Source organism: Enterobacter sp. ODB01, assembly GCF_001623605.1.
GTDB classification, from domain to species: Bacteria; Pseudomonadota; Gammaproteobacteria; order Enterobacterales; family Enterobacteriaceae; genus Enterobacter; species Enterobacter kobei.
In genome coordinates this window covers 1,674,103-1,693,253 of sequence record NZ_CP015227.1, presented here as the reverse complement: position 1 = coordinate 1,693,253, position 19,151 = coordinate 1,674,103, and the positions used below count along the sequence as shown (strand labels likewise).

18 protein-coding genes are annotated in these 19,151 nt (G+C 56.2%); 9 read left to right on the top strand and 9 right to left on the bottom strand.

Going from position 1 to position 19,151, the window contains the following annotated elements:
- Positions 1 to 148: 148 nt before the first annotated feature.
- A complete protein-coding gene (locus tag A4308_RS08070) occupies positions 149 to 847 on the bottom strand; it encodes an autotransporter domain-containing protein (protein ID WP_023331756.1) in 699 nt (232 codons plus the stop codon).
- Between the two features lie 162 nt (positions 848 to 1,009).
- Between A4308_RS08070 and tag the strand changes: the two genes are divergently transcribed.
- Positions 1,010 to 1,591, top strand: a complete 582-nt coding sequence (gene tag / locus A4308_RS08065) for a DNA-3-methyladenine glycosylase I (RefSeq protein WP_023331755.1) — start codon at positions 1,010 to 1,012, stop codon at positions 1,589 to 1,591.
- Complete coding sequence (locus tag A4308_RS08060; protein WP_014882051.1) at positions 1,569 to 2,015, top strand: N-acetyltransferase; 447 nt, start codon at positions 1,569 to 1,571, stop codon at positions 2,013 to 2,015. The genes tag and A4308_RS08060 overlap by 23 nt, the downstream gene beginning before the upstream one ends.
- Here the strand turns inward: A4308_RS08060 and A4308_RS08055 are convergent.
- Positions 1,978 to 4,257 (bottom strand): molybdopterin guanine dinucleotide-containing S/N-oxide reductase, encoded by a 2,280-nt coding sequence (locus A4308_RS08055; RefSeq protein ID WP_045282198.1) that lies wholly within the window; start codon positions 4,255 to 4,257, stop codon positions 1,978 to 1,980. The genes A4308_RS08060 and A4308_RS08055 overlap by 38 nt on opposite strands.
- A gap of 212 nt (positions 4,258 to 4,469) precedes the next feature.
- On the opposite strand from A4308_RS08055, the gene A4308_RS08050 reads away from it, so the two are divergent.
- Positions 4,470 to 5,132, top strand: coding sequence for an OmpA family lipoprotein (locus A4308_RS08050; protein ID WP_010426241.1), 663 nt, complete (start codon positions 4,470 to 4,472; stop codon positions 5,130 to 5,132).
- Positions 5,133 to 5,201: 69 nt separating this feature from the next.
- On the opposite strand, the gene A4308_RS08045 is transcribed toward A4308_RS08050, so the two are convergent.
- A complete protein-coding gene (locus A4308_RS08045; RefSeq protein WP_045282185.1) occupies positions 5,202 to 6,137 on the bottom strand; it encodes an IS110 family transposase in 936 nt (311 codons plus the stop codon).
- A gap of 309 nt (positions 6,138 to 6,446) precedes the next feature.
- On the opposite strand from A4308_RS08045, the gene A4308_RS08040 reads away from it, so the two are divergent.
- From A4308_RS08040 to ghrB, 5 genes are all read left to right on the top strand, one after another.
- Positions 6,447 to 7,463, top strand: coding sequence for a LacI family DNA-binding transcriptional regulator (locus A4308_RS08040; RefSeq protein WP_014882049.1), 1,017 nt, complete (start codon positions 6,447 to 6,449; stop codon positions 7,461 to 7,463).
- A 103-nt stretch (positions 7,464 to 7,566) separates the two neighbouring features.
- Entirely contained in the window at positions 7,567 to 8,316 is a 750-nt protein-coding gene (locus tag A4308_RS08035; protein ID WP_045134442.1) for a sugar phosphate isomerase/epimerase family protein, read from the top strand.
- Positions 8,317 to 8,319: 3 nt separating this feature from the next.
- The gene (locus tag A4308_RS08030) at positions 8,320 to 9,258 is read left to right on the top strand and encodes a sugar kinase (protein WP_045134443.1); all 939 of its coding nucleotides are present in this window, start codon (positions 8,320 to 8,322) and stop codon (positions 9,256 to 9,258) included.
- A gap of 117 nt (positions 9,259 to 9,375) precedes the next feature.
- Positions 9,376 to 10,656: an MFS transporter gene (locus tag A4308_RS08025; RefSeq protein WP_023331751.1), complete on the top strand. Its 1,281-nt coding sequence runs from the start codon at positions 9,376 to 9,378 to the stop codon at positions 10,654 to 10,656.
- A gap of 26 nt (positions 10,657 to 10,682) precedes the next feature.
- A complete protein-coding gene (ghrB, locus tag A4308_RS08020; protein WP_045282186.1) occupies positions 10,683 to 11,657 on the top strand; it encodes a glyoxylate/hydroxypyruvate reductase GhrB in 975 nt (324 codons plus the stop codon).
- Between the two features lie 58 nt (positions 11,658 to 11,715).
- On the opposite strand, the gene cspE is transcribed toward ghrB, so the two are convergent.
- Positions 11,716 to 11,928 carry a transcription antiterminator/RNA stability regulator CspE gene (gene cspE / locus A4308_RS08015; protein ID WP_003860775.1) on the bottom strand — a complete coding sequence of 71 codons (213 nt, stop codon included), beginning with the start codon at positions 11,926 to 11,928 and terminating at the stop codon, positions 11,716 to 11,718.
- 247 nt (positions 11,929 to 12,175) lie between these two features.
- A complete protein-coding gene (locus A4308_RS08010; protein WP_014882044.1) occupies positions 12,176 to 12,886 on the bottom strand; it encodes a DUF3053 domain-containing protein in 711 nt (236 codons plus the stop codon).
- 332 nt (positions 12,887 to 13,218) lie between these two features.
- Here A4308_RS08010 and A4308_RS08005 point away from each other — a divergent pair, with 332 nt between their 5' ends.
- A complete protein-coding gene (locus A4308_RS08005) occupies positions 13,219 to 13,506 on the top strand; it encodes an HTH-type transcriptional regulator (RefSeq protein ID WP_014882043.1) in 288 nt (95 codons plus the stop codon).
- 38 nt (positions 13,507 to 13,544) lie between these two features.
- On the opposite strand, the gene A4308_RS08000 is transcribed toward A4308_RS08005, so the two are convergent.
- The 4 genes from A4308_RS08000 to A4308_RS07985 form a co-directional block, all read right to left on the bottom strand.
- A complete protein-coding gene (locus A4308_RS08000; protein WP_045282187.1) occupies positions 13,545 to 15,164 on the bottom strand; it encodes an ABC-F family ATP-binding cassette domain-containing protein in 1,620 nt (539 codons plus the stop codon).
- A 440-nt stretch (positions 15,165 to 15,604) separates the two neighbouring features.
- Positions 15,605 to 17,674, bottom strand: a complete 2,070-nt coding sequence (gene glyS, locus A4308_RS07995; protein ID WP_014882041.1) for a glycine--tRNA ligase subunit beta — start codon at positions 17,672 to 17,674, stop codon at positions 15,605 to 15,607.
- A 9-nt stretch (positions 17,675 to 17,683) separates the two neighbouring features.
- Complete coding sequence (glyQ, locus tag A4308_RS07990; protein ID WP_003860141.1) at positions 17,684 to 18,595, bottom strand: glycine--tRNA ligase subunit alpha; 912 nt, start codon at positions 18,593 to 18,595, stop codon at positions 17,684 to 17,686.
- A gap of 160 nt (positions 18,596 to 18,755) precedes the next feature.
- Positions 18,756 to 19,061, bottom strand: a complete 306-nt coding sequence (locus A4308_RS07985) for a YsaB family lipoprotein (protein ID WP_014882040.1) — start codon at positions 19,059 to 19,061, stop codon at positions 18,756 to 18,758.
- Positions 19,062 to 19,151: the final 90 nt, after the last annotated feature.

Sequence of the window (19,151 nt, the reverse complement as noted above, 5' to 3'; positions counted from 1 at the left end):
GCAGGAGGAACGGAATGAAATGCCTGGAATCGGGAATGAATGACCTTGCCGGGGAACAAAGCGACAGCAGGTTAGTACCTGCTATCGCTGTAAAGCCCGTGTTTATTGTTTCCGAGATGTTATCGCTACGTTTAAAAAAGTAACAACATTAAAAATTCGCACTCACCCCCAGGGTATAGAGAAACTCTTCACCCGTCGTGGTGCGTTCCCCCTGAGCCAGCGACGCATACGCCGCCATGTGCGTATTAAAAGGCATATCCGTTCCAACAGTGACATCCATCCAGCTACCGTTTTGAGCAGGGGCCGGCGTTTGCGGCATGCCAAACTGCGATTTCCACTGGTTTTCACCAAACTGCTGGTTATAGCTCACCTGCGCCCAGGGACGAAGATCGCCGTACTGAGTATTTACGCGCCAGCCTAGCGTGCTCACGCTGGCATGCCAGAGCGGATCGGCGAGCGTCTGCGTCGTCGCGCTATCGCCAAACTCATTGATCATCATCGGCGTCGAGCCGTCATACCGCCAGGACATCACCGGACCGGTGGTTATCCGCGCTGAAACCGGAAAATTCCAGCCCAGGCTCATCGCCGCGTCCGTGGTGGCGCCTGAAGGTACAGCCAGGGCAAGCCCAGGCAAATTTTGCGAAGACTGAATACGCTCAGCAAGAATATCTTCATAACGCGGTTGGTGATCCGCGTCCCATGTATAGCGTTCCGCCGTATTATTTTGGGCGTCTGAAACGATATATTCCTGTTGCCAGGCAGACGCTGTATGACAAAACAACAGGCAGGCTGAAATCCCCACCAGGCCAGAAACAGCATGGCGACCACTGATTTTTTTTATCATCATCAAAGCGACCCCAGAGAGAGCCGAGTTCGGCGATATTTGTCGTTATTCAGGAAGCGTTTAGCGGGCATATAGCCCTGTATTAACTATTGTCTTTATACCAGGCACGTCAAGACAGACGGAATGAAAATTTTGCGAAATCAGCATCAGTAAGGGAGATAACGGATGGAACGTTGCGGTTGGGTAAGCCAGGATCAGCTTTATATCGACTATCACGATCGGGAATGGGGCGTGCCGGAGACGGAGGGCAGAAAACTCTTTGAGATGATCTGCCTTGAGGGACAGCAGGCGGGATTGTCATGGATAACGGTACTGAAGAAACGTGAAAACTACCGCAACGCCTTCCACCAGTTCGACCCCGCCGCCGTCGCCGCCATGACCGATGAAGACGTAGAACGCCTGGTGCAGGATGCTGGCATCATCCGCCATCGCGGTAAGATCCAGGCCATCATCGGCAATGCCCGCGCTTACCTGGCGATGGAGCAAAACGGCGAGCCCTTCTCTGCGTTTGTCTGGTCGTTTGTGAATAACACGCCGCAGCTCACTCAGGCCACCTCGCTGGCGGAGATCCCGGCCTCCACGCCGGAGTCGGACGCGCTCTCTAAGGCCCTCAAAAAGCGCGGCTTTAAGTTTGTCGGCTCCACCATCTGCTACGCCTTTATGCAGGCCTGTGGCCTGGTCAATGACCATGTTACCGGCTGCTTCTGTCATCCGGGGAGGCAACATGATCCGCAAGTGGCAAAGTGACAATGCCGATCCGCTCCTGAGCCTGTGGCTTGAAAGCACCACCGAAGCGCACCCGTTCATCAGCGCAAGCTACTGGAAGGAGAACGAAGCCATGGTGCGGGAGGTCTACCTCCCTGCAGCGGAAACCTGGGTGTGGGAAGAGGACGGTACGCTGCGTGGTTTTATTAGCATTATACAGTCGCAGTTTGTGGGGGCGCTGTTCGTCAGGCCAACGTATATCGGGCAAGGTATTGGAGGCGCGCTGCTGAACCATGTTCAACAGCGCTTCCCGCATTTAAGCCTGGAGGTCTATCAGAAAAACGTCCGGGCGGTGAATTTCTATCATGCACAGGGCTTTCGCATCGAAGACAGCGCCTGGCAGGACGATACCCAGCACCCGACCTGGATTATGAGCTGGCAGGCGGATCAAACGCCGTTAAGGTAAGCTCAGGCCCCTGGTATTTCTCGACCCAGGCCAGCGCCGTATTCCCTGCACAACCGTTCCCCAGCTTCGAGCTGGGGAGATCTTTGGTCAGCACGTTAACCGCCCCGTTTTTACAGATCCCCCCCTCGGCAGGCTCAAGATCGGGCCATGCGCCCTGGTGAATACAGATCACGCCCGGTTTAATCCCGTCGCTGACCACCGCCCCTGCCAGCACCTGACCACGATGATTCCAGACGCGCACCACATCGCCGTCCGCAATCCCGCGGGCTTTTGCGTCATGGGTATTCAGCGTGATCGGCTCTCGCCCGGCGACCGCATACTGCTCACGCAGTGAGGAGTAGTTAAGCTGGCTGTGCAGACGATGTGCGGGATGAGCAGATAACACCTGCAGCTGCTCCGGCTGGGCGTTGCCGTGCCACTCGTCCGGCTCCAGCCAGGAAGGGTGTGGCGGGCAATCGGCATAGCCAAAGCTGGCGATGCGCTCGCTGTAGATCACAATCTTGCCGCTCTCGGTTTTCAGCGGATGGTTCTCCGGGTCGCGGCGGAAATCAGCGAAACGGACGAACTGCGCGTTCTGTTCGCTTTCCGGCATTTCGATCAACTGGTTCGCTTCCCAGAACGCAGAAAATGGCGGCAGCGTTACGCCCTGCGCCGCACCGCGCTGCCCGGCGATCTGGTAAAACGTCTCCAGCCATTGCAGATCCGTTTTCCCTTCGGTAAAACGTTCACGACCGCCCGCTTCCCACCGCTCGCTCAGTTCAGCAAACACGTCAAAATCATCACGTGCTTCATCGCGCGGCGCCACAACGCGCTTCATCGGTACCATATGCTGGTTGCTGTAATCGCCGGTCATGGTGAGATCGTTACGCTCAAACGACGTGGTCGCCGGCAGCACAATATCCGCATGTTTGGCCGAAGCGGTCCAGAAGCACTCGGAAATCACCACCAACTCCGGCTTTTGCCAGGCGCGGATCAGGCGATTGGTATCCTGATGGTGCGTGAAGTTCGCCCCGCCCGCCCACCAGATAAATTTAATATCCGGGAAATGGCGGTCCAGACCGTTGTGCTGATAAAAACCGCCCGGGTTTTCCAGGGCTTCAATGATTCGCGCCACCGGGATTTTATCCACGGCATCCACGCCGCCTGCCACCGAACCTTGCAGAGAAGCCAGCACCGCCGCTTTGCGCGTTGGGTTTCCGCCGTTGGCAAAATGATAGGAGAGACCAAAACCGCCGCCCGGCGTACCGATCTGCCCGAGCATGGCGGCAAGCGTGACCAGCATCCAGTGCTTCTGCTCGCCAAACTGCTGGCGCTGCATCCCCCAGCCGGACATTAACATCGTGGTGTTGTCATGGAATAACGCGGCCAGTTCGCGAATTTTGTCAGCAGAAACACCACAAATTCCTGCCGCCCATTCTGCGGTTTTAGCCACCCCGTCGGATTGCCCCGTGAGATAGTCGGCAAATTGGTCAAAGCCGGAGGTGCAGCGGGTGAGGAAGTCACTGTCGTGCCAGTCGTTCTCCAGCAGCGTATGGGCGATACCCAGCATCATTGCCACGTCGGTGCCCATATGCGGCGCAATCCACTCGGCTCTGTCGCCGAAGAAATCCATGGTTTCAGAGCGCATCGGGTCAATGCAGATGATACGCTTGCCGCTTTTGCGCAGCGCGTCGAAATAGCCAATGCCCTGCTCGTCACTGGCATTCCAGGCAATTTTCAACGTGTTAAGCGGGTTGGCACTCCAGAGCACCACCACATCGGTATGCGCCAGCACCAGCGGCCAACTGGTCTGCTGCTGGTAAACTTCGTTGCCGCCGACCACGTACGGCATGATCGCCTGCGCAGCGCCAGTGGAATAATCTCCCAGATGTCCTGTATAACCGCCCGCCAGACTCATGTAACGCTGCAGCAGCGTCGACGCCTTATGCAGCACGCCGTTTGAACGCCAGCCGTAAGATCCGGCAAAAATGGACGATGGGCCGTAACGTTCGCGGATGCGCTTATGCTGGGCGTGGATCAACGCCAGCGCGTCATCCCAGCTCACGCGAACAAACTCATCCTGGCCGCGAATACCCTGCGGTTTGTCCGGCGAAGCCAGAAAACCCTTACGCACCATCGGCCAGCGCACGCGCGTTTTGCTATGCACCTGATCGCGAACGACGGTCTGTAAAGAGTTGGGATGTTGTGTTGGCAGTGCCCCGCGGGACGACAAAACATTTTCGCCATCGGTTTCGACCAGCATCGGCCCCCAGTGGGCGGCGGTCAGAATGGTTTTCGTTGAGGTGCTCAAGCGTGCGCTCCTGGTTACGTGCAGGTTTTACGGCCTTCTTGCTGAGGCCGTTTATGGTTTGTCACAAATTTCAGAGTTATACCCGGAATTTTCTCCGTATCTGGACGTCATAATCAACTGCCACGCACGCCGTGGCAAAGAATAAAAAGGATTAAGGAAAGAAGATGAAAAAACGCGTACTCGTTATTGCCGCTCTGGTGAGCGGTGCACTGGCTGTTTCTGGCTGCACAACCAACCCTTACACCGGTGAGCGCGAAGCGGGTAAATCCGGCATCGGCGCAGGTATCGGCTCACTGGTAGGTGCAGGCGTTGGGGCACTCTCCTCCTCCAAGAAAGACCGCGGTAAAGGCGCGCTGATTGGCGCAGCGGCGGGGGCAGCACTGGGCGGCGGCGTCGGTTATTACATGGATGTGCAGGAAGCAAAACTGCGTGACAAAATGAAGGGAACCGGCGTAAGCGTGACGCGCAGCGGCGATAACATCATTCTGAACATGCCGAACAACGTGACCTTTGACAGCAGCAGCGCAACGCTGAAACCAGCGGGTGCGAACACGCTGACCGGCGTGGCGATGGTGCTGAAAGAGTACAACAAGACCGCCGTGAACGTGATTGGCTACACCGACAGCACCGGCAGCCAGGATCTGAACATGCGTCTGTCACAGCAGCGCGCGGATTCCGTTGCCAGCTCGCTGATCGCCCAGGGTGTGGAAGCGAACCGCATCCGCACCAGCGGCATGGGCCCTGCCAACCCTATCGCCAGCAACAGCACGGCGGAAGGTAAAGCGCAGAACCGTCGCGTAGAGATTACGTTGAGTCCAATTCAGTAATCGCATTTCTCCCTCTCCCGTGGGAGAGGGTTGGGGTGAGCAGCTGTGTTTAAAGTCAACATCTGACGACTAAGCTGCCGCCCATTTTTTATTGTCCCGCACCATCGCATTCAGGATTGTTACCAGCTTTCTGACGCAGGCTGTCATCGCCACTTTAAAGGCTTTTCCCTTGCTTCTCAGTTTCTCAAAAAAAGCCTGTATGGTTGGGTTATAACGCACCGCTGACATTGCCGCCATGTACAGCGCTGCACGCACCGCACTTCGTCCTCCCCAGATACATCGTTTTCCTTTCATCTTTCCGCTGTCATGGGCATAAGGACACACGCCTACCAGTGCGCTGATTTTACATCTGTTAAGTTGTCCCAGCTCCGGCAGCATCGACAGCAGAACCGCCAGCGTTGTCCGTCCTATACCCTTGACTTCTTCCAGCAGCTTCACTTTCTCCTGCCATAGCGGCATCACTTTTATCTGCTGGTCGATGTCGTCATCCGTGTCCTTTATCTCTGCATTAAGCCAGTCAATATGCCGTTTGATGCCCGTCCGGATAAGCTCATCAGTGCAGGAGCCGTAGCGGTTCTGCTCCATGGTTCTGTTGTCCACCAGCTGACGGCGGCGGGATACCATCATGGCCAGACGCTGTGTCTGTTCGTCCGGAGCGGGTCTGACATCCGGTGTCATTCTGCGGCCAAACTCGCAGATGATGCGGGCATCGTTCGGGTCTGTCTTGAACAGCGTCCCGAGAGCCCGTGCGAAGTGTTTGACCTGAGCAGGGTTAACGACGGCGACAGGCAGCCCGGCAAGTTCAAGTGTGGCAGCAAGAAGGTTGTGGTAGCGCCCGGTGGCTTCCATCACGATGCGTGCAACGGCACGGGATGAAAGGGCGTCGAGGAGTAGCTGATGGCCCTGAGGGGTATTGTCCAGATGAAGGAAAATCCCGTCAGGACTGATAAATACATCAAAGGTCTCTTTGGCGATATCGATGCCAACGGTGGTATGTTCAGTCATGTTCGAGTCTCCCGGCCTTGTAATATACGGGCTGGCACAGGCCGCCCGGGCAGCTGTTCGGGTTAACAGGAAAACTGAAGCCACGCCAGGAGCTCACCCGCGGGCTTGGAAACCTAGAGGGCTAACGGGCTGTGGCATCAGGTCAAACTCAGTGACAGTTTACCCGTCTGTTGACGGGTAACTGAAGTGACTTTAAACATACAAGGGCACCAGACCGCACCCCAGGTAAGCGCTGCGCCACCGGGCAAATTACTTGATTCGTCCGATTTTCCCGTTAAGGTATTCTCACTAAATTCAGGGAAATCAGCGATGAGCAAACCAGCCCGGGCCACCATCAGCGACGTGGCGAAAGCCGCCAGAACCGGTAAAACCAGCATTTCGCGCTACCTTAACGGCGAGAAACATCTATTGTCCGATGCATTGCTGGCGCGTATTGAACAGGCTATTGCCGATCTCGACTACCGCCCCAGCCTGATGGCCCGCGGGCTCAAACGTGGCCGCACCCGCCTTATCGGACTTATCATCGCGGATATCACTAACCCCTACTCTGTAAACGTGCTCAGCGGTATCGAAGCCGCCTGCCGCGAAAAAGGTTTTACGCCTCTGGTCTGTAATACCAACAACGAGGTCGACCAGGAGTTGCACTATCTCGATCTGCTGCGCAGCTATCAGGTGGAAGGGATTGTGGTCAACGCGGTGGGCATGCGTGAAGAGGGGCTGAACCGTCTGCAGCAATCCTCCCTGCCCATGGTCCTCATCGACCGTAAAATCCCGGAATTTGCCTGCGATGTGGTCGGGCTGGATAACACCCAGGCTGCCACGACCGCGACCGAGCATCTGATTGAACAAGGTTTCGAGGCGATTCTCTTTCTGAGCGAACCGCTGGGCATGGTAAATACCCGACGCGATCGGCTGGCTGCATTTCGTGCCACGCTGGCGCGTTATCCTGGCGTGATCGCCGAAAATGCCGAAACGCCGCTTCACGAAGCCGATCAGCTCGACAATACCCTACGCCAGTTCCACACGCGCCATCGCGGGATGCGCAAAGCCGTTATCTCCGCCAACGGGGCACTAACCCTGCAGGTTGCCCGCTCGCTCAAGCGTATTGGCCTGCACTGGGGCAGCGATATCGGTCTGCTGGGGTTTGATGAACTGGAGTGGGCGGAGCTGGCTGGCGTCGGCATTACCACCCTCAAACAGCCCACCTGGCAGATTGGCTATGCTGCTGTAGAACAAGTGGTTCGTCGTATTGAAGGCACCAGTGAGGCCGTACGCGAGCAGGTCTTCTCCGGCGAGCTGATCGTCCGCGGCTCCACCGCACGTTAATTTCCCCTTGTGATAGCGATCATAAATTCGACATCCTGAGCTTTTCTTTGGAACCGGTTCCATCTAGCGTAATAGTATTGATATGTTGCGATGGAGTCCGAAGATGGGCAGGAAAATCATGGTGGTCACCGCCGCGTATGGCGCGGAGCAGGTGCGACAGGCGGGCGGTCAGCGGGCGATGCTTCCCGTTATTGCGGGTGCAGGCGCCGACGGCGTGGAGATCCGCCGCGAGCTGTTCAATAGCGAAGAGTTACTGGCGCTGCCTGCGCTCGGTGAGTCCATTGAGCTTCTGGGGCTGCTGGCGTGTTACTCAGCACCTGCCGCCCTGTTTATGCCCGATGGCACCCTCAACCCGAACCTGCCGCGGTATCTCTCAGAAGCCAGCACCCTGAACGCGCTGTGGCTGAAGGTTTCCCTGGGCCATTTTAGCGACACGCAGCCTCTCGATGCCTTACGTACTCTGCTCAATACCAGCGGTATAGCGCTGGTTGTGGAAAACGATCAGACCGACTGCGGCCAGCTTGCACCGATGCAACGCTTTCAGGCCGCCTGTCGTGAAAGGGCGCTTCCCGTCACGCTGACTTTTGACATGGGCAACTGGCTGTGGGTCGGTGACTCCCCGGAAGAGGCCGCGCGTCATCTGGCGCCTGCCGTGAGCTATATCCACGTTAAAGCCGCCGTTCCGCATAAAGATAACTTTCGCGCCGTCGCGCCGGATAGTGCCGATTCCCGCTGGCTGGATCTGCTTGGCCAGTTGCCTGCCGATGCCCCGCGCGGTATCGAGTTCCCGCTGGAAGGGGCGGATTTAACCGCCGTTACCCGCCATTACGTCAACCTGCTGCGCGAGGAGTAAATCATGCACAAGACGCTGGATGTCATCACGATTGGCGAAGCCATGGCGATGTTTGTGGCCACCGAAACGGGCGAGCTGAGCGCGGTAGAGCACTTTGTCAAACGCGTGGCGGGCGCAGAGCTGAACGTCGCAACCGGCCTGGCGCGTCTGGGCCTGAACGTCGGCTGGGTCAGCCGCGTGGGCGATGACAGCTTTGGCCACTTCGTTATCGATTCGCTGAAAAAAGAGGGGATTGATGCCGCAGGCGTCACGCTCGACGGACGCTTCCCCACCGGCTTTCAGCTTAAGTCTAAAGTTGAAAATGGAACCGATCCCATCGTGGAGTATTTCCGTAAAGGGTCGGCCGCCAGCCATCTCTCCGTAGAAGATTACCACGCCGATTATTTTGCCTCCGCGCGCCATTTGCACCTGAGCGGCGTGGCGGCGGCACTCTCTGCCAGCTCGTATTCGCTGCTGGATCATGCGGCAACGACCATGAAGTCGCTGGGCAAAACGATCTCTTTCGATCCAAATTTGCGCCCGGTGCTGTGGAAAAGCGAAGCGGAAATGATCGAGAAGCTTAACCGGCTGGCATTCAGGGCGGACTGGGTTCTGCCGGGCCTGAAAGAAGGGATGATCCTGACCGGCGAAAATACACTGGAAGGCATTGCTGACTTCTACCTGAATAAAGGGGTAAAAGCGGTGGTGCTGAAAACCGGCGCCGATGGCGCATGGTTTAAAACAGCCGAAGGCGAGCAAGGCGCGGTCGCGGCGGTGAAGGTCGAGAACGTCGTCGACACCGTCGGCGCGGGCGATGGCTTTGCCGTGGGCGTCATTAGCGCGCTGCTGGAAGGCAAACCGCTGCAGCAGGCGGTTGCACGAGGCAACAAGATTGGCTCACTGGCCATTCAGGTGCAGGGCGACAGCGAAGGATTACCGACACGAGCACAGCTCGGCATGTAAATTCCCTCTCCCCGTGGGAGAGGGCCAGGGTGAGGGCAACAGGCCGCACCCAATAATTAAACCACCGTGTACCCTACAGACAACGGCGGTAACAACCTCAACAACAGAGGCAAGCCTATGAACAGTTCGACCAATGCAGTAAAACGCTGGTGGTACATCATGCCAATCGTGTTTATCACGTACAGCCTGGCGTACCTTGATCGTGCCAACTTCAGTTTCGCATCCGCGGCTGGGATCACCGAAGACCTCGGGATCACTAAGGGCGTCTCATCCCTGTTGGGCGCCCTCTTCTTCCTGGGGTATTTCTTCTTCCAGATCCCCGGTGCTATTTACGCCGAACGCCGCAGCGTGCGTAAGCTGATCTTCATTTGTCTGATCCTGTGGGGCGCCTGTGCGTCACTTACCGGCGTGGTGAACAATATTCCTGCCCTGGCCGCCATTCGCTTTATCCTTGGCGTCGTTGAGGCGGCGGTCATGCCCGCGATGCTGATTTACATCAGCAACTGGTTTACCAAATCTGAACGCTCACGCGCGAATACTTTCCTGATCCTCGGTAACCCGGTCACCGTACTGTGGATGTCGGTGGTCTCCGGCTACCTGATCCAGTCCTTCGGCTGGCGCGAGATGTTCATCATCGAAGGGGTTCCGGCAGTGATTTGGGCATTCTGCTGGTGGGTGCTGGTGAAAGATAAACCTGCCCAAGCGAAATGGCTTTCCGAAGATGAAAAAGCGGCGCTCCAGGCGCAGCTGGATAAAGAGCAGCAAGGTCTGAAGGCGGTACGTAACTACGGTGAAGCCTTCCGCTCCCGTAACGTGATCCTGCTCTGCGCGCAGTATTTTACCTGGAGTATCGGCGTGTACGGTTTCGTGCTGTGGCTGCCGTCGATCATCCGCAGCGGCGGCGAAAACCTCGGCATGGTTGAAGTGGGCTGGCTCTCGTCCGTACCGTATCTGGCTGCGACCATCGCCATGATCGTCGCCTCCTGGGCGTCGGATAAGCTGCAAAACCGTAAGGTGTTCGTCTGGCCGCTGCTGCTGATTGCTGCTTTTGCCTTCATCGGCTCCTGGGCCGTGGGCGCGAATCACTTCTGGGCTTCTTATACCCTGTTGGTCATTGCCGGTGCCGCCATGTACGCCCCGTACGGTCCATTCTTTGCCATCATCCCGGAGATGCTGCCGCGTAACGTGGCGGGCGGTGCCATGGCATTAATTAACAGCATGGGCGCGCTGGGTTCGTTCTGCGGCTCCTGGTTTGTTGGTTACCTGAACGGAGCCACCGGCAGCCCATCCGCATCGTACATCTTTATGGGGGTGGCGCTTTTTGCCTCCGTGTGGCTTACTCTGATTGTTAAGCCTGCTAATAATCAACAGCACCCCGTCGGCGCACGCCACGCCTGAATCCTTAAAAATCAACGGAGATTAGCATGAAGCCGTCCGTCATTTTGTATAAAGCACTGCCGGAAGATCTGCAGAAACGCCTGGAAGAGCACTTCACCGTCACGCAGGTGAAAAACCTGAGTCCGGAGACCGTGGTACAGCATGCCGATGCGTTCGCCAGCGCCGAAGGCCTGCTGGGTTCAAGCGAGAAAGTGGACATCGCCCTGCTGGAGAAAATGCCGAAGCTTCGTGCTACTTCAACTGTTTCAGTAGGTTATGACAACTTCGACGTGGATGCCCTGAGCGCCCGCAAAATCCTGCTGATGCACACGCCGCATGCCCTGACGGAAACCGTGGCCGACACGCTGATGGCGCTGGTGCTCAGCACCGCCCGTCGCGTGGTTGAAGTGGCCGAGCGCGTTAAAGCAGGCGAATGGACAAAAAGCATTGGCCCGGACTGGTTCGGCGTGGATGTTCACGGAAAAACGCTGGGCATCGTGGGTATGGGACGTATCGGGCTGGCGCTGGCACAGCGCGCGCATTTTGGTTTCAACATGCCGATACTGTACAACGCGCGCCGTCACCACGGTGAAGCGGAAGAACGTTTTAACGCGCGTTACTGTGAGCTGGATACGCTGTTGCAGGAAGCCGATTTTGTCTGCCTGATCCTGCCGTTGACGGATGAAACACGTCACCTGATTGGCAAATCCGCATTTGAAAAAATGAAGAAATCCGCCATTTTTATCAACGCGGGTCGTGGCCCGGTTGTGGATGAGCAGGCGCTCATTGAAGCCCTGCAAAATGGCGAGATCCACGCCGCCGGTCTGGACGTGTTTGAGCAGGAGCCACTGCCGGTGGATTCTCCACTGCTGAAAATGCCAAACGTCGTCGCCCTGCCCCACATCGGCTCTGCCACGCACGAGACACGCTACAACATGGCGGCTACCGCAGTGGACAACCTGATTGCCGCGCTGAGTGGAAAAGTGGATAAAAACTGCGTTAACCCGCAGATCCAACAGTAGAAACGAAAAAACCCGCCAGAAGGCGGGTTTTTAAATTTTGTGCTACTGGGTTGGAAGCTTACAGGCTTACAACGTTACCAGCTGCTGGGCCTTTAGCGCCGCTTTCGATGGTGAAGGACACTTTCTGACCTTCGTCCAGAGATTTGTAGCCATCGTTCTGGATAGCAGAGAAGTGTACGAACACGTCTTTTGAGCCATCGTCAGGAGTGATGAAGCCGAAACCTTTATCAGCGTTGAACCATTTTACCAGACCAGTCATTTTAGCAGACATAGAATTACCTTAATTAACAAATATATTGTGCCTTCCGGCTTGATGGATTGCGTTACAGATTTTTAAGCGATGAAGGAAGGGTCACAACGAAGGGTATCTATGGATAACAATCTGGACTGCTTTACTAAACTGCTTTAGGTCTGTGTAACAAACCGACGGGAATAGTTATACCGATGTGGTAGAGGAATGACAAGCGTTATTTTCGCAATGCATAAAAAAACCCCGCCTGACGCGGGGTTTTTTCGGTTTATTCTGTGGCCGTGACGGCGGCACTCCAGGCCTGGCTAAAGGCCTGATGCTGGGAGGCCAGTGGCCCAATCAGCGTATTGTACTGACTTGCCTGCTGCGAAGTCGGGAACTGGATGCCGTTGGCAACAAAGCTCACCTGAGTGTCCTGCTGGGCGATAAAGTCACCCACCTGAACCAGCTGCTGCGTGAAAATTTGCGCGGCCGGAATCAGCGGTTGCAGTGCTTCAGACGGTTTGGTCACCACTTTCTCATACACTTTGTCAAAGACCGGTTTGAGATCGTCACCCTGCTTCAGCGCAGAACGTGACGCATCAGCCTGCATTTTCGCATTCTGTAGCTGCTGGCTCAGCACGCCGAGCGCACCGTTGGACTGGCGCAGCGGTTCACGCTGAGTCACATAATCCTGTGGAACGCGGATGGCGTTTACGCTATCCACGACCGGGCGGATACCGGAATCCATCGCCTGGCTCACCTGCTGTGAATACCCATAAAGAATGGCGTAATCGGACACAAAGGGACCAAACTGTTTTTTCTGATCCGCAGTCAGCGTCGGTAACCGCTCGCCGCTGCGCATCACTGTATTCTGCAGAAAATCGATAAACGCTTTGCGCTGATCGCCTTCTTTATCAAAACACCCACTCAGGCTAACAACCATCAACAACGCCGCAATAGGCGCAAACCAGCGAGAGCAGGACTTTCCTGTCGCCATTTTATTACTCCTTTCACCCAAAAAAGCGCACACCGGCACACGCGTGCCCGACGGCTTACAAGGATAGTCCAGGTCAGCCTTGCAAGATACTCTTTTCATGTAAAACGCCTATTGCCGATTTATTTCTTATCATTTACAAAAAAATACCTGACGGGCCCTCCTTATGGTTAATCAGGTAATTAGCATAACTATCCATATAGCTGAATCGGATAAAGCGATCGTTACCGCACGATTAATCACACCCGTGACGATCCTGGGTTTGTATTAGGGACTATTCTTAATTGGCTCTCTGATGTTCTTGATCACGATGTGAGATTTAAGAGGAGTTCTCAATGGAATATAAAGATCCTGAGTTTGAGCTGCTGAGCAGTCTGGAACAGATCATTTTTAAAGATGTACCGCAGACGATTACCCTGCAACAAAAAGCCAATCCCTTTACAGAATATGAGCAATTGCGCAAAGGGACAGGTCTGAAGACAGAAGAATTCGCCAGAGCGATGGGTGTCAGCGTAGCGATGGTGCTGGAGTGGGAGTCAAAACGTGAGAGACCCACGCCAACCGAGTTAAAGCTGATGCGCCTGATTCAGGCCAACCCTGCACTCAGCAAACAGATAGCGTAGTGACGTTTGAACGCCCCCGCCTTCGCGGGGGCTTGTGTTTAAAGACTTTCGCAACGCCAGCCCGCCTCTTCCCAGATCATCTCGTGCGACAACGTTAACCCTTTTAAAAAAGCGTCATCGTGTGACACTACCAGCAGTGCTCCCGGAAAACCGGCCAATGCCGCTTCAATGGCCTGAACCGAGGCCAGATCAAGATGGTTGGTCGGTTCATCCAGCAACAGGAGCTGCGTGGCCTCAGCACGCCATAATACGCAGGCCAGTGCCGCCTTAAGACGCTCACCGCCGCTCAGTTCCGCCAGCGGGAGCGCGACTTTATCGGCCCCCAACTGAAGCTGTGCTAAACGGGTTCGTAATACCCCCTCTTCAAGGGGCGTATTGCCCAGGTTGAGGTGGGTCATGACCGACTGCGAGAGATCGAGCCGGGACAGATGTTGATCGAGATAAGCGCAGCTGACGGAAACGTTGCAGGTCCCTGAACGCGGGCTGATTTCGCCGAGAATCGCTTTTAACAGCGTCGACTTCCCGCAGCCGTTTGGTCCTTTTAACGCCACGCGCATCGGACCATCCATCCGCCAGTTGAGTGGGGGAACGGGCACATGCGGCAGCACCAGATTTTCCATCACCAGCACCTGTTTTCCTTCCGGAATCTGACTCCCCGGCAGGGTAAACATCACCGGGTTATCGTCTTCTACCCGCTCACGCGCCTTGTTTACGGCAGCGTTCAGGGCATCATTTTGCTCGTTATGCTGCTTTTTCCAGCTGCCAATACGTTCCTTTGCCGCGCCTTTATATTTAACGCGTTCGAACGATGCGATATTAAGGGTATCGACGGTGCGTAATGTTTTTGCCGACCGCCGCTGGCTGTCGTCATGCTCTTTCTGCATGCGCGCGCGGGTACGTTTGCGCGCCGTCGCCGCGTGCTCCAGCGCCGCGCGGGCAGCCTGTTGCTCAGCATCGCGCTGGGTTTGATAATCCGCATAATTCCCGCCATAGCTGCGAAGACCCGCGCCACTCAGTTCAAGAATACGCGGCACCTGCGCCAGCAGCTCACGGTCATGGGAGGCCACCAGTACACCGCCCTGATAACGGGCAAGCTGGTCGTAGAACCATGTCCGGCCTTGCCGGTCCAGGTGGTTAGTGGGTTCGTCCAGCAGCAGATAATCCGCTTGCGCCGTAAACGCCCCGCACAGCAACGCGCGGACACGCTCGCCACCGCTGAGTTCAGCGGCTGGCTTATCCGGATCAAACGGCGACAGTGTCGCCCGGGCAAACGCCTCGCTCAGGCGTTCTGCTAAATCCCAGAAGCCATCAAGCGTTTCCAGATCGTCAGGCTGATACTCTCCGCTGTCGACACGTGCTCGCGCCGCGAAGATTGCCTCGTATCCGAGCAATTCAGCCAGCGTCGTGTGTGGCAAAATATCCTGCTGCTGCGCCACATAAACCTGTGTTCCGGTTCGTTCGATATGCCCGTTTGCGGGTTCATCAAGCCCCGCCAGCAGGCGCAGCAGACGTGTTTTCCCACTGCCGTTGCGGCCCACCAGCGCGCACAGAGACGGTTCCAGAGAAAGATTCAGCGGACCAAAAAGGATATCCCCCGTCGCAAACTGACAGGTGACCTGATGCAAAATAAAAGAAGGGGACTGCGCTAAATGAGCCATAAGCACTCCTGAATGAAATCAAAACATCCCCTGCCGACGCGGTGGCGTTTAGCAAGGATCGAAATTCATCAGTCGTGTTTGTTCATTTTTGGGGGGCACTCCAGCGCGAGAAATTTAACGAGGTTAAGGATAACGGTAATGTGTTGAAGGTTTCAAGGTTAAATTTTGGGCGACTTATACTCCCTCAGCCCTTTGGGAAGGACTACTTTGCCGATACCCTGAAGGCGCCGCGCTTATCCGGCCTACAAAAGCCCCATAAAAAAACCCGCCGAAGCGGGTTTTCAAACTGCTGGCAAAGTGCATTTTGTCAGTTTCGCCCGGCGGCGCTACGCTTGCACGGGCCTACAATGAAACGTGCAACCCGTTACACAATGTAGGCCGGGTAAGCGTAGCGCCACCCGGCAAGAAAGACGGCTCACATGTTTATGACAGTGGGCACATTACTGCAGCAGCGAAATATCCGCCACGCGCAGGAACAACTCGCGCAGTTTTTCGAGCATAGAGAGACGGTTGATACGCAGGTCTTTATCTTCTACGTTCACCATCACTTTCTCGAAGAAGGCGTCGATCACGTCACGCAGTTCCGCCAGTTCCACCAGCGCTTCCTGGTAGCGGCCTTCCGCGAAGTACGGTTCGAGCTTGTCGCGCAGCACCACAACCTGCATCGCCAGAGCAATCTCTTCCGGCTCTTTCAGGGTTGCGGCGTTCACGCGTTCGTTCAGCGTTTCGTCGGATTTCGCCAGAATGTTGGAGACACGCTTGTTAGCCGCAGCCAGCGCAGATGACGCTTCCAGCGTACGGAAGTGGGAAACCGCCTTCATACGCGCATCGAAATCAGCCGGACGGGTCGGACGACGCGCCAGCACCGCCTGAATGGTGTCAACGGTGTAACCTTCGTCCTGATACCAGGCGCGGAAACGACCGAGCATAAAGTCGATAACGTCGTCCACCACGTTCGCGTTGGTCAGCTTGTCGCCGTACAGACGCACCGCTTCTTCGGTCAGTGTCTGCAGATCCAGGTTCAGGTTCTTCTCAACGATGATGCGCAGCACGCCCAGCGCAGCACGACGCAGCGCAAACGGGTCTTTGTCCCCTTTTGGATGCTGGCCGATACCGAAGATACCCGCCAGGGTGTCCATCTTGTCGGCAATCGCCACGGCGCACGCGACCGGGTTAGACGGCAGTTCGTCACCCGCAAAGCGCGGCTGATACTGCTCGTTCAGTGCCACAGCCACGTCTTCCGCTTCGCCATCGTGACGCGCGTAGTGCATGCCCATCACGCCCTGGGTGTCGGTAAATTCGAACACCATGTTGGTCATCAGGTCGCACTTGGAGAGCAGGCCCGCACGGGTCGCATGGTTGACGTCGGCACCAATTTCGCGGGCGATCCAGCCGGACAGCTCCGCAATGCGGTCGGTCTTGTCGCGCAGCGTACCCAGCTGCTGCTGGAACAGCACGGTCTGCAGACGCGGCAGGTTATCTTCCAGACGCTTTTTACGGTCGGTATTGAAGAAGAACTCGGCATCCGCCAGACGCGGACGAACGACCTTCTCGTTACCGGAGATAATCTGGATCGGATCTTTCGATTCGATGTTGGCGACGAAGATGAAGTTTGGCAGCAGCTTGCCGTCGTTGGCGTAGACCGGGAAGTACTTCTGGTCACCCTTCATGGTGTACACCAGCGCTTCTGCCGGAACGGCCAGGAATTTCTCTTCGAACTTCGCAGTCAGCACCACCGGCCATTCAACCAGAGAGGTCACTTCTTCCAGCAGGCTGTCGCTCAGATCGGCATTACCGCCAATCTTGCGCGCCGCCTCTTCCGCGTCCGCTTTGATTTTGGCTTTACGCTGTTCGTAGTCAGCAATGACCTTGCCGCGCTCCAACAGGATTTGCGGATACTGGTCGGCATTGTCGATGGTGAACTCCGGCTCACCCATAAAGCGGTGGCCGCGGATCACGCGATCGGACGCCACGCCCAGAATGGTGGCAGGAATAACGGTGTCGCCCAGTAGCAGGGTCACGGTATGCACCGGACGCACGAAGTGGACGTCAGACGCGCCCCAGCGCATCAGCTTAGGAATCGGCAATTTCGCCAGCGACGTGGCAATCATGTCCGGCAGCAGCGCTTCTGCACTCTCGCCTTTCACATGCGCACGATACAGCAGCCACTCGCCTTTGTCGGTGGTCAGACGCTCGGCCTGGTCAACGGTGATGCCGCAACCGCGCGCCCAGCCTTCAGCCGCTTTGCTCGGCTTGCCTTCCGCGTCGAACGCCTGGGCAATAGCCGGGCCACGTTTTTCGACTTCACGATCCGGCTGAGACGCCGCCAGATTTGCCACTTTCAGCGCCAGACGACGCGGCGCAGCAAACCACTCAATTTTACCGTGCGCCAGGCCAGCGTTATCCAGCTCGGCGGTCACGTTCGCAGCAAAAGATTCAGCCAGGCTGCGCAGGGCTTTTGGTGGCAGCTCTTCGGTGCCGATTTCCACCAGGAAAGTTTTCTCAGACATGGCCGCCTCTTATTTGTTTCGGTTGCACATCGGGAAGCCAAGGGCTTCACGGGACGCGTAGTAAGCTTCAGCAACGGCTTTGGTCAGGGTTCGAATACGCAGAATGTAGCGCTGACGTTCAGTCACGGAGATGGCTTTGCGGGCGTCCAGCAGGTTGAAGCTGTGGGCGGCCTTCAGAATACGCTCGTAAGCAGGCAGCGGCAGCGGAGTCTCCAGCGCCAGCAGCTGCTGCGCTTCTTTCTCGTACTGCTCGAAGCAGGTGAACAGGAAGTCCACGTCCGCGTATTCGAAGTTATAGGTGGATTGCTCCACTTCGTTCTGATGGAACACGTCGCCGTAGGTGGTTTTACCCAGCGGGCCGTCGCTCCAGACCAGGTCGTAAACGCTGTCTACGCCCTGAATGTACATCGCCAGACGTTCCAGACCGTAGGTGATTTCACCCGTGATCGGCTTACATTCCAGACCGCCAACCTGCTGGAAGTAAGTGAACTGGGTCACTTCCATGCCGTTCAGCCACACTTCCCAACCCAGACCCCAGGCACCCAGCGTTGGGTTTTCCCAGTTATCTTCCACGAAACGGATATCGTGAATGGTTGGATCCATACCCAGCTCTTTCAGCGACCCGAGGTACAGTTCCTGAATATTGTCGGGTGATGGCTTAATCACCACCTGGAACTGATAGTAATGCTGCAGACGGTTCGGGTTCTCACCGTAACGACCATCGGTCGGACGACGGGAAGGCTGCACATACGCGGTCGCCATTGGCTCTGGTCCCAACGCGCGCAGGCTGGTCATCGGGTGTGAAGTGCCGGCGCCGACTTCCATGTCCAAAGGTTGAACAATGGTGCAGCCCTGACGAGCCCAGTAATCCTGTAAGGTCAGGATCAGGCCCTGGAAGGTCTTGGTATCAAACTTTTGCATAGTATTTCGTGCTGGATACGTGTGGTTTTAAATGGAAGGGACCAGTATACCCGCTGGCTGCAAGATATACAGTACGAAACGGGGTTGTTTAGGGAAAATTGGGAAATAAGCCTTCAGGCCAGAACGTGGGCGACGTCTGGCTGTTGATTATGCGAGCAGGCTAGCGCATGGAGAGGTGTAAAAACTGGCCGTCTGCATCAAACGAACAGACAAAGCCCTCTTTACGCGACGTATGGCCCCGCAGCTCATAGCTTCCCTGAAAGCGCTCAAATCCGGTGACATCAATCTTCTGAACGGCCGAGTTATAGCGGCGTGCAGCCTGATCTTTACAGATTGCCTCCATGTTCAGTGAACGTTCCGGGCTCATTTTGCCCTGCTGTGCTTTTTGCACAGGTGCTTCTTGTGGCGTACTGCAACCTGCCAGCATGAGCAGCAGAAAGAGTGACGCCACTCGCTTCATCATCATTTTTATTACCGTCCTGGTCAGTGGCTGTTATTTTTAGTATCAAAGCTTTTATAGATTAAGGTCCGCCATTCTGCGAATCTCGCGGTCTTC

Excerpts from the sequence above, each read along its gene's own strand:
- A4308_RS08070 (WP_023331756.1), bottom strand. The coding sequence starts at position 847 with ATGATGATAAAAAAAATCAGTGGTCGCCATGCTGTTTCTGGCCTGGTG.
- tag (WP_023331755.1), top strand. The coding sequence starts at position 1,010 with ATGGAACGTTGCGGTTGGGTAAGCCAGGATCAGCTTTATATCGACTAT.
- A4308_RS08060 (WP_014882051.1), top strand. The coding sequence starts at position 1,569 with ATGATCCGCAAGTGGCAAAGTGACAATGCCGATCCGCTCCTGAGCCTG.
- A4308_RS08055 (WP_045282198.1), bottom strand. The coding sequence starts at position 4,257 with ATGCTGGTCGAAACCGATGGCGAAAATGTTTTGTCGTCCCGCGGGGCA.
- A4308_RS08050 (WP_010426241.1), top strand. The coding sequence starts at position 4,470 with ATGAAAAAACGCGTACTCGTTATTGCCGCTCTGGTGAGCGGTGCACTG.
- A4308_RS08045 (WP_045282185.1), bottom strand. The coding sequence starts at position 6,137 with ATGACTGAACATACCACCGTTGGCATCGATATCGCCAAAGAGACCTTT.
- A4308_RS08040 (WP_014882049.1), top strand. The coding sequence starts at position 6,447 with ATGAGCAAACCAGCCCGGGCCACCATCAGCGACGTGGCGAAAGCCGCC.
- A4308_RS08035 (WP_045134442.1), top strand. The coding sequence starts at position 7,567 with ATGGGCAGGAAAATCATGGTGGTCACCGCCGCGTATGGCGCGGAGCAG.
- A4308_RS08030 (WP_045134443.1), top strand. The coding sequence starts at position 8,320 with ATGCACAAGACGCTGGATGTCATCACGATTGGCGAAGCCATGGCGATG.
- A4308_RS08025 (WP_023331751.1), top strand. The coding sequence starts at position 9,376 with ATGAACAGTTCGACCAATGCAGTAAAACGCTGGTGGTACATCATGCCA.
- ghrB (WP_045282186.1), top strand. The coding sequence starts at position 10,683 with ATGAAGCCGTCCGTCATTTTGTATAAAGCACTGCCGGAAGATCTGCAG.
- cspE (WP_003860775.1), bottom strand. The coding sequence starts at position 11,928 with ATGTCTGCTAAAATGACTGGTCTGGTAAAATGGTTCAACGCTGATAAA.
- A4308_RS08010 (WP_014882044.1), bottom strand. The coding sequence starts at position 12,886 with ATGGCGACAGGAAAGTCCTGCTCTCGCTGGTTTGCGCCTATTGCGGCG.
- A4308_RS08005 (WP_014882043.1), top strand. The coding sequence starts at position 13,219 with ATGGAATATAAAGATCCTGAGTTTGAGCTGCTGAGCAGTCTGGAACAG.
- A4308_RS08000 (WP_045282187.1), bottom strand. The coding sequence starts at position 15,164 with ATGGCTCATTTAGCGCAGTCCCCTTCTTTTATTTTGCATCAGGTCACC.
- glyS (WP_014882041.1), bottom strand. The coding sequence starts at position 17,674 with ATGTCTGAGAAAACTTTCCTGGTGGAAATCGGCACCGAAGAGCTGCCA.
- glyQ (WP_003860141.1), bottom strand. The coding sequence starts at position 18,595 with ATGCAAAAGTTTGATACCAAGACCTTCCAGGGCCTGATCCTGACCTTA.
- A4308_RS07985 (WP_014882040.1), bottom strand. The coding sequence starts at position 19,061 with ATGATGATGAAGCGAGTGGCGTCACTCTTTCTGCTGCTCATGCTGGCA.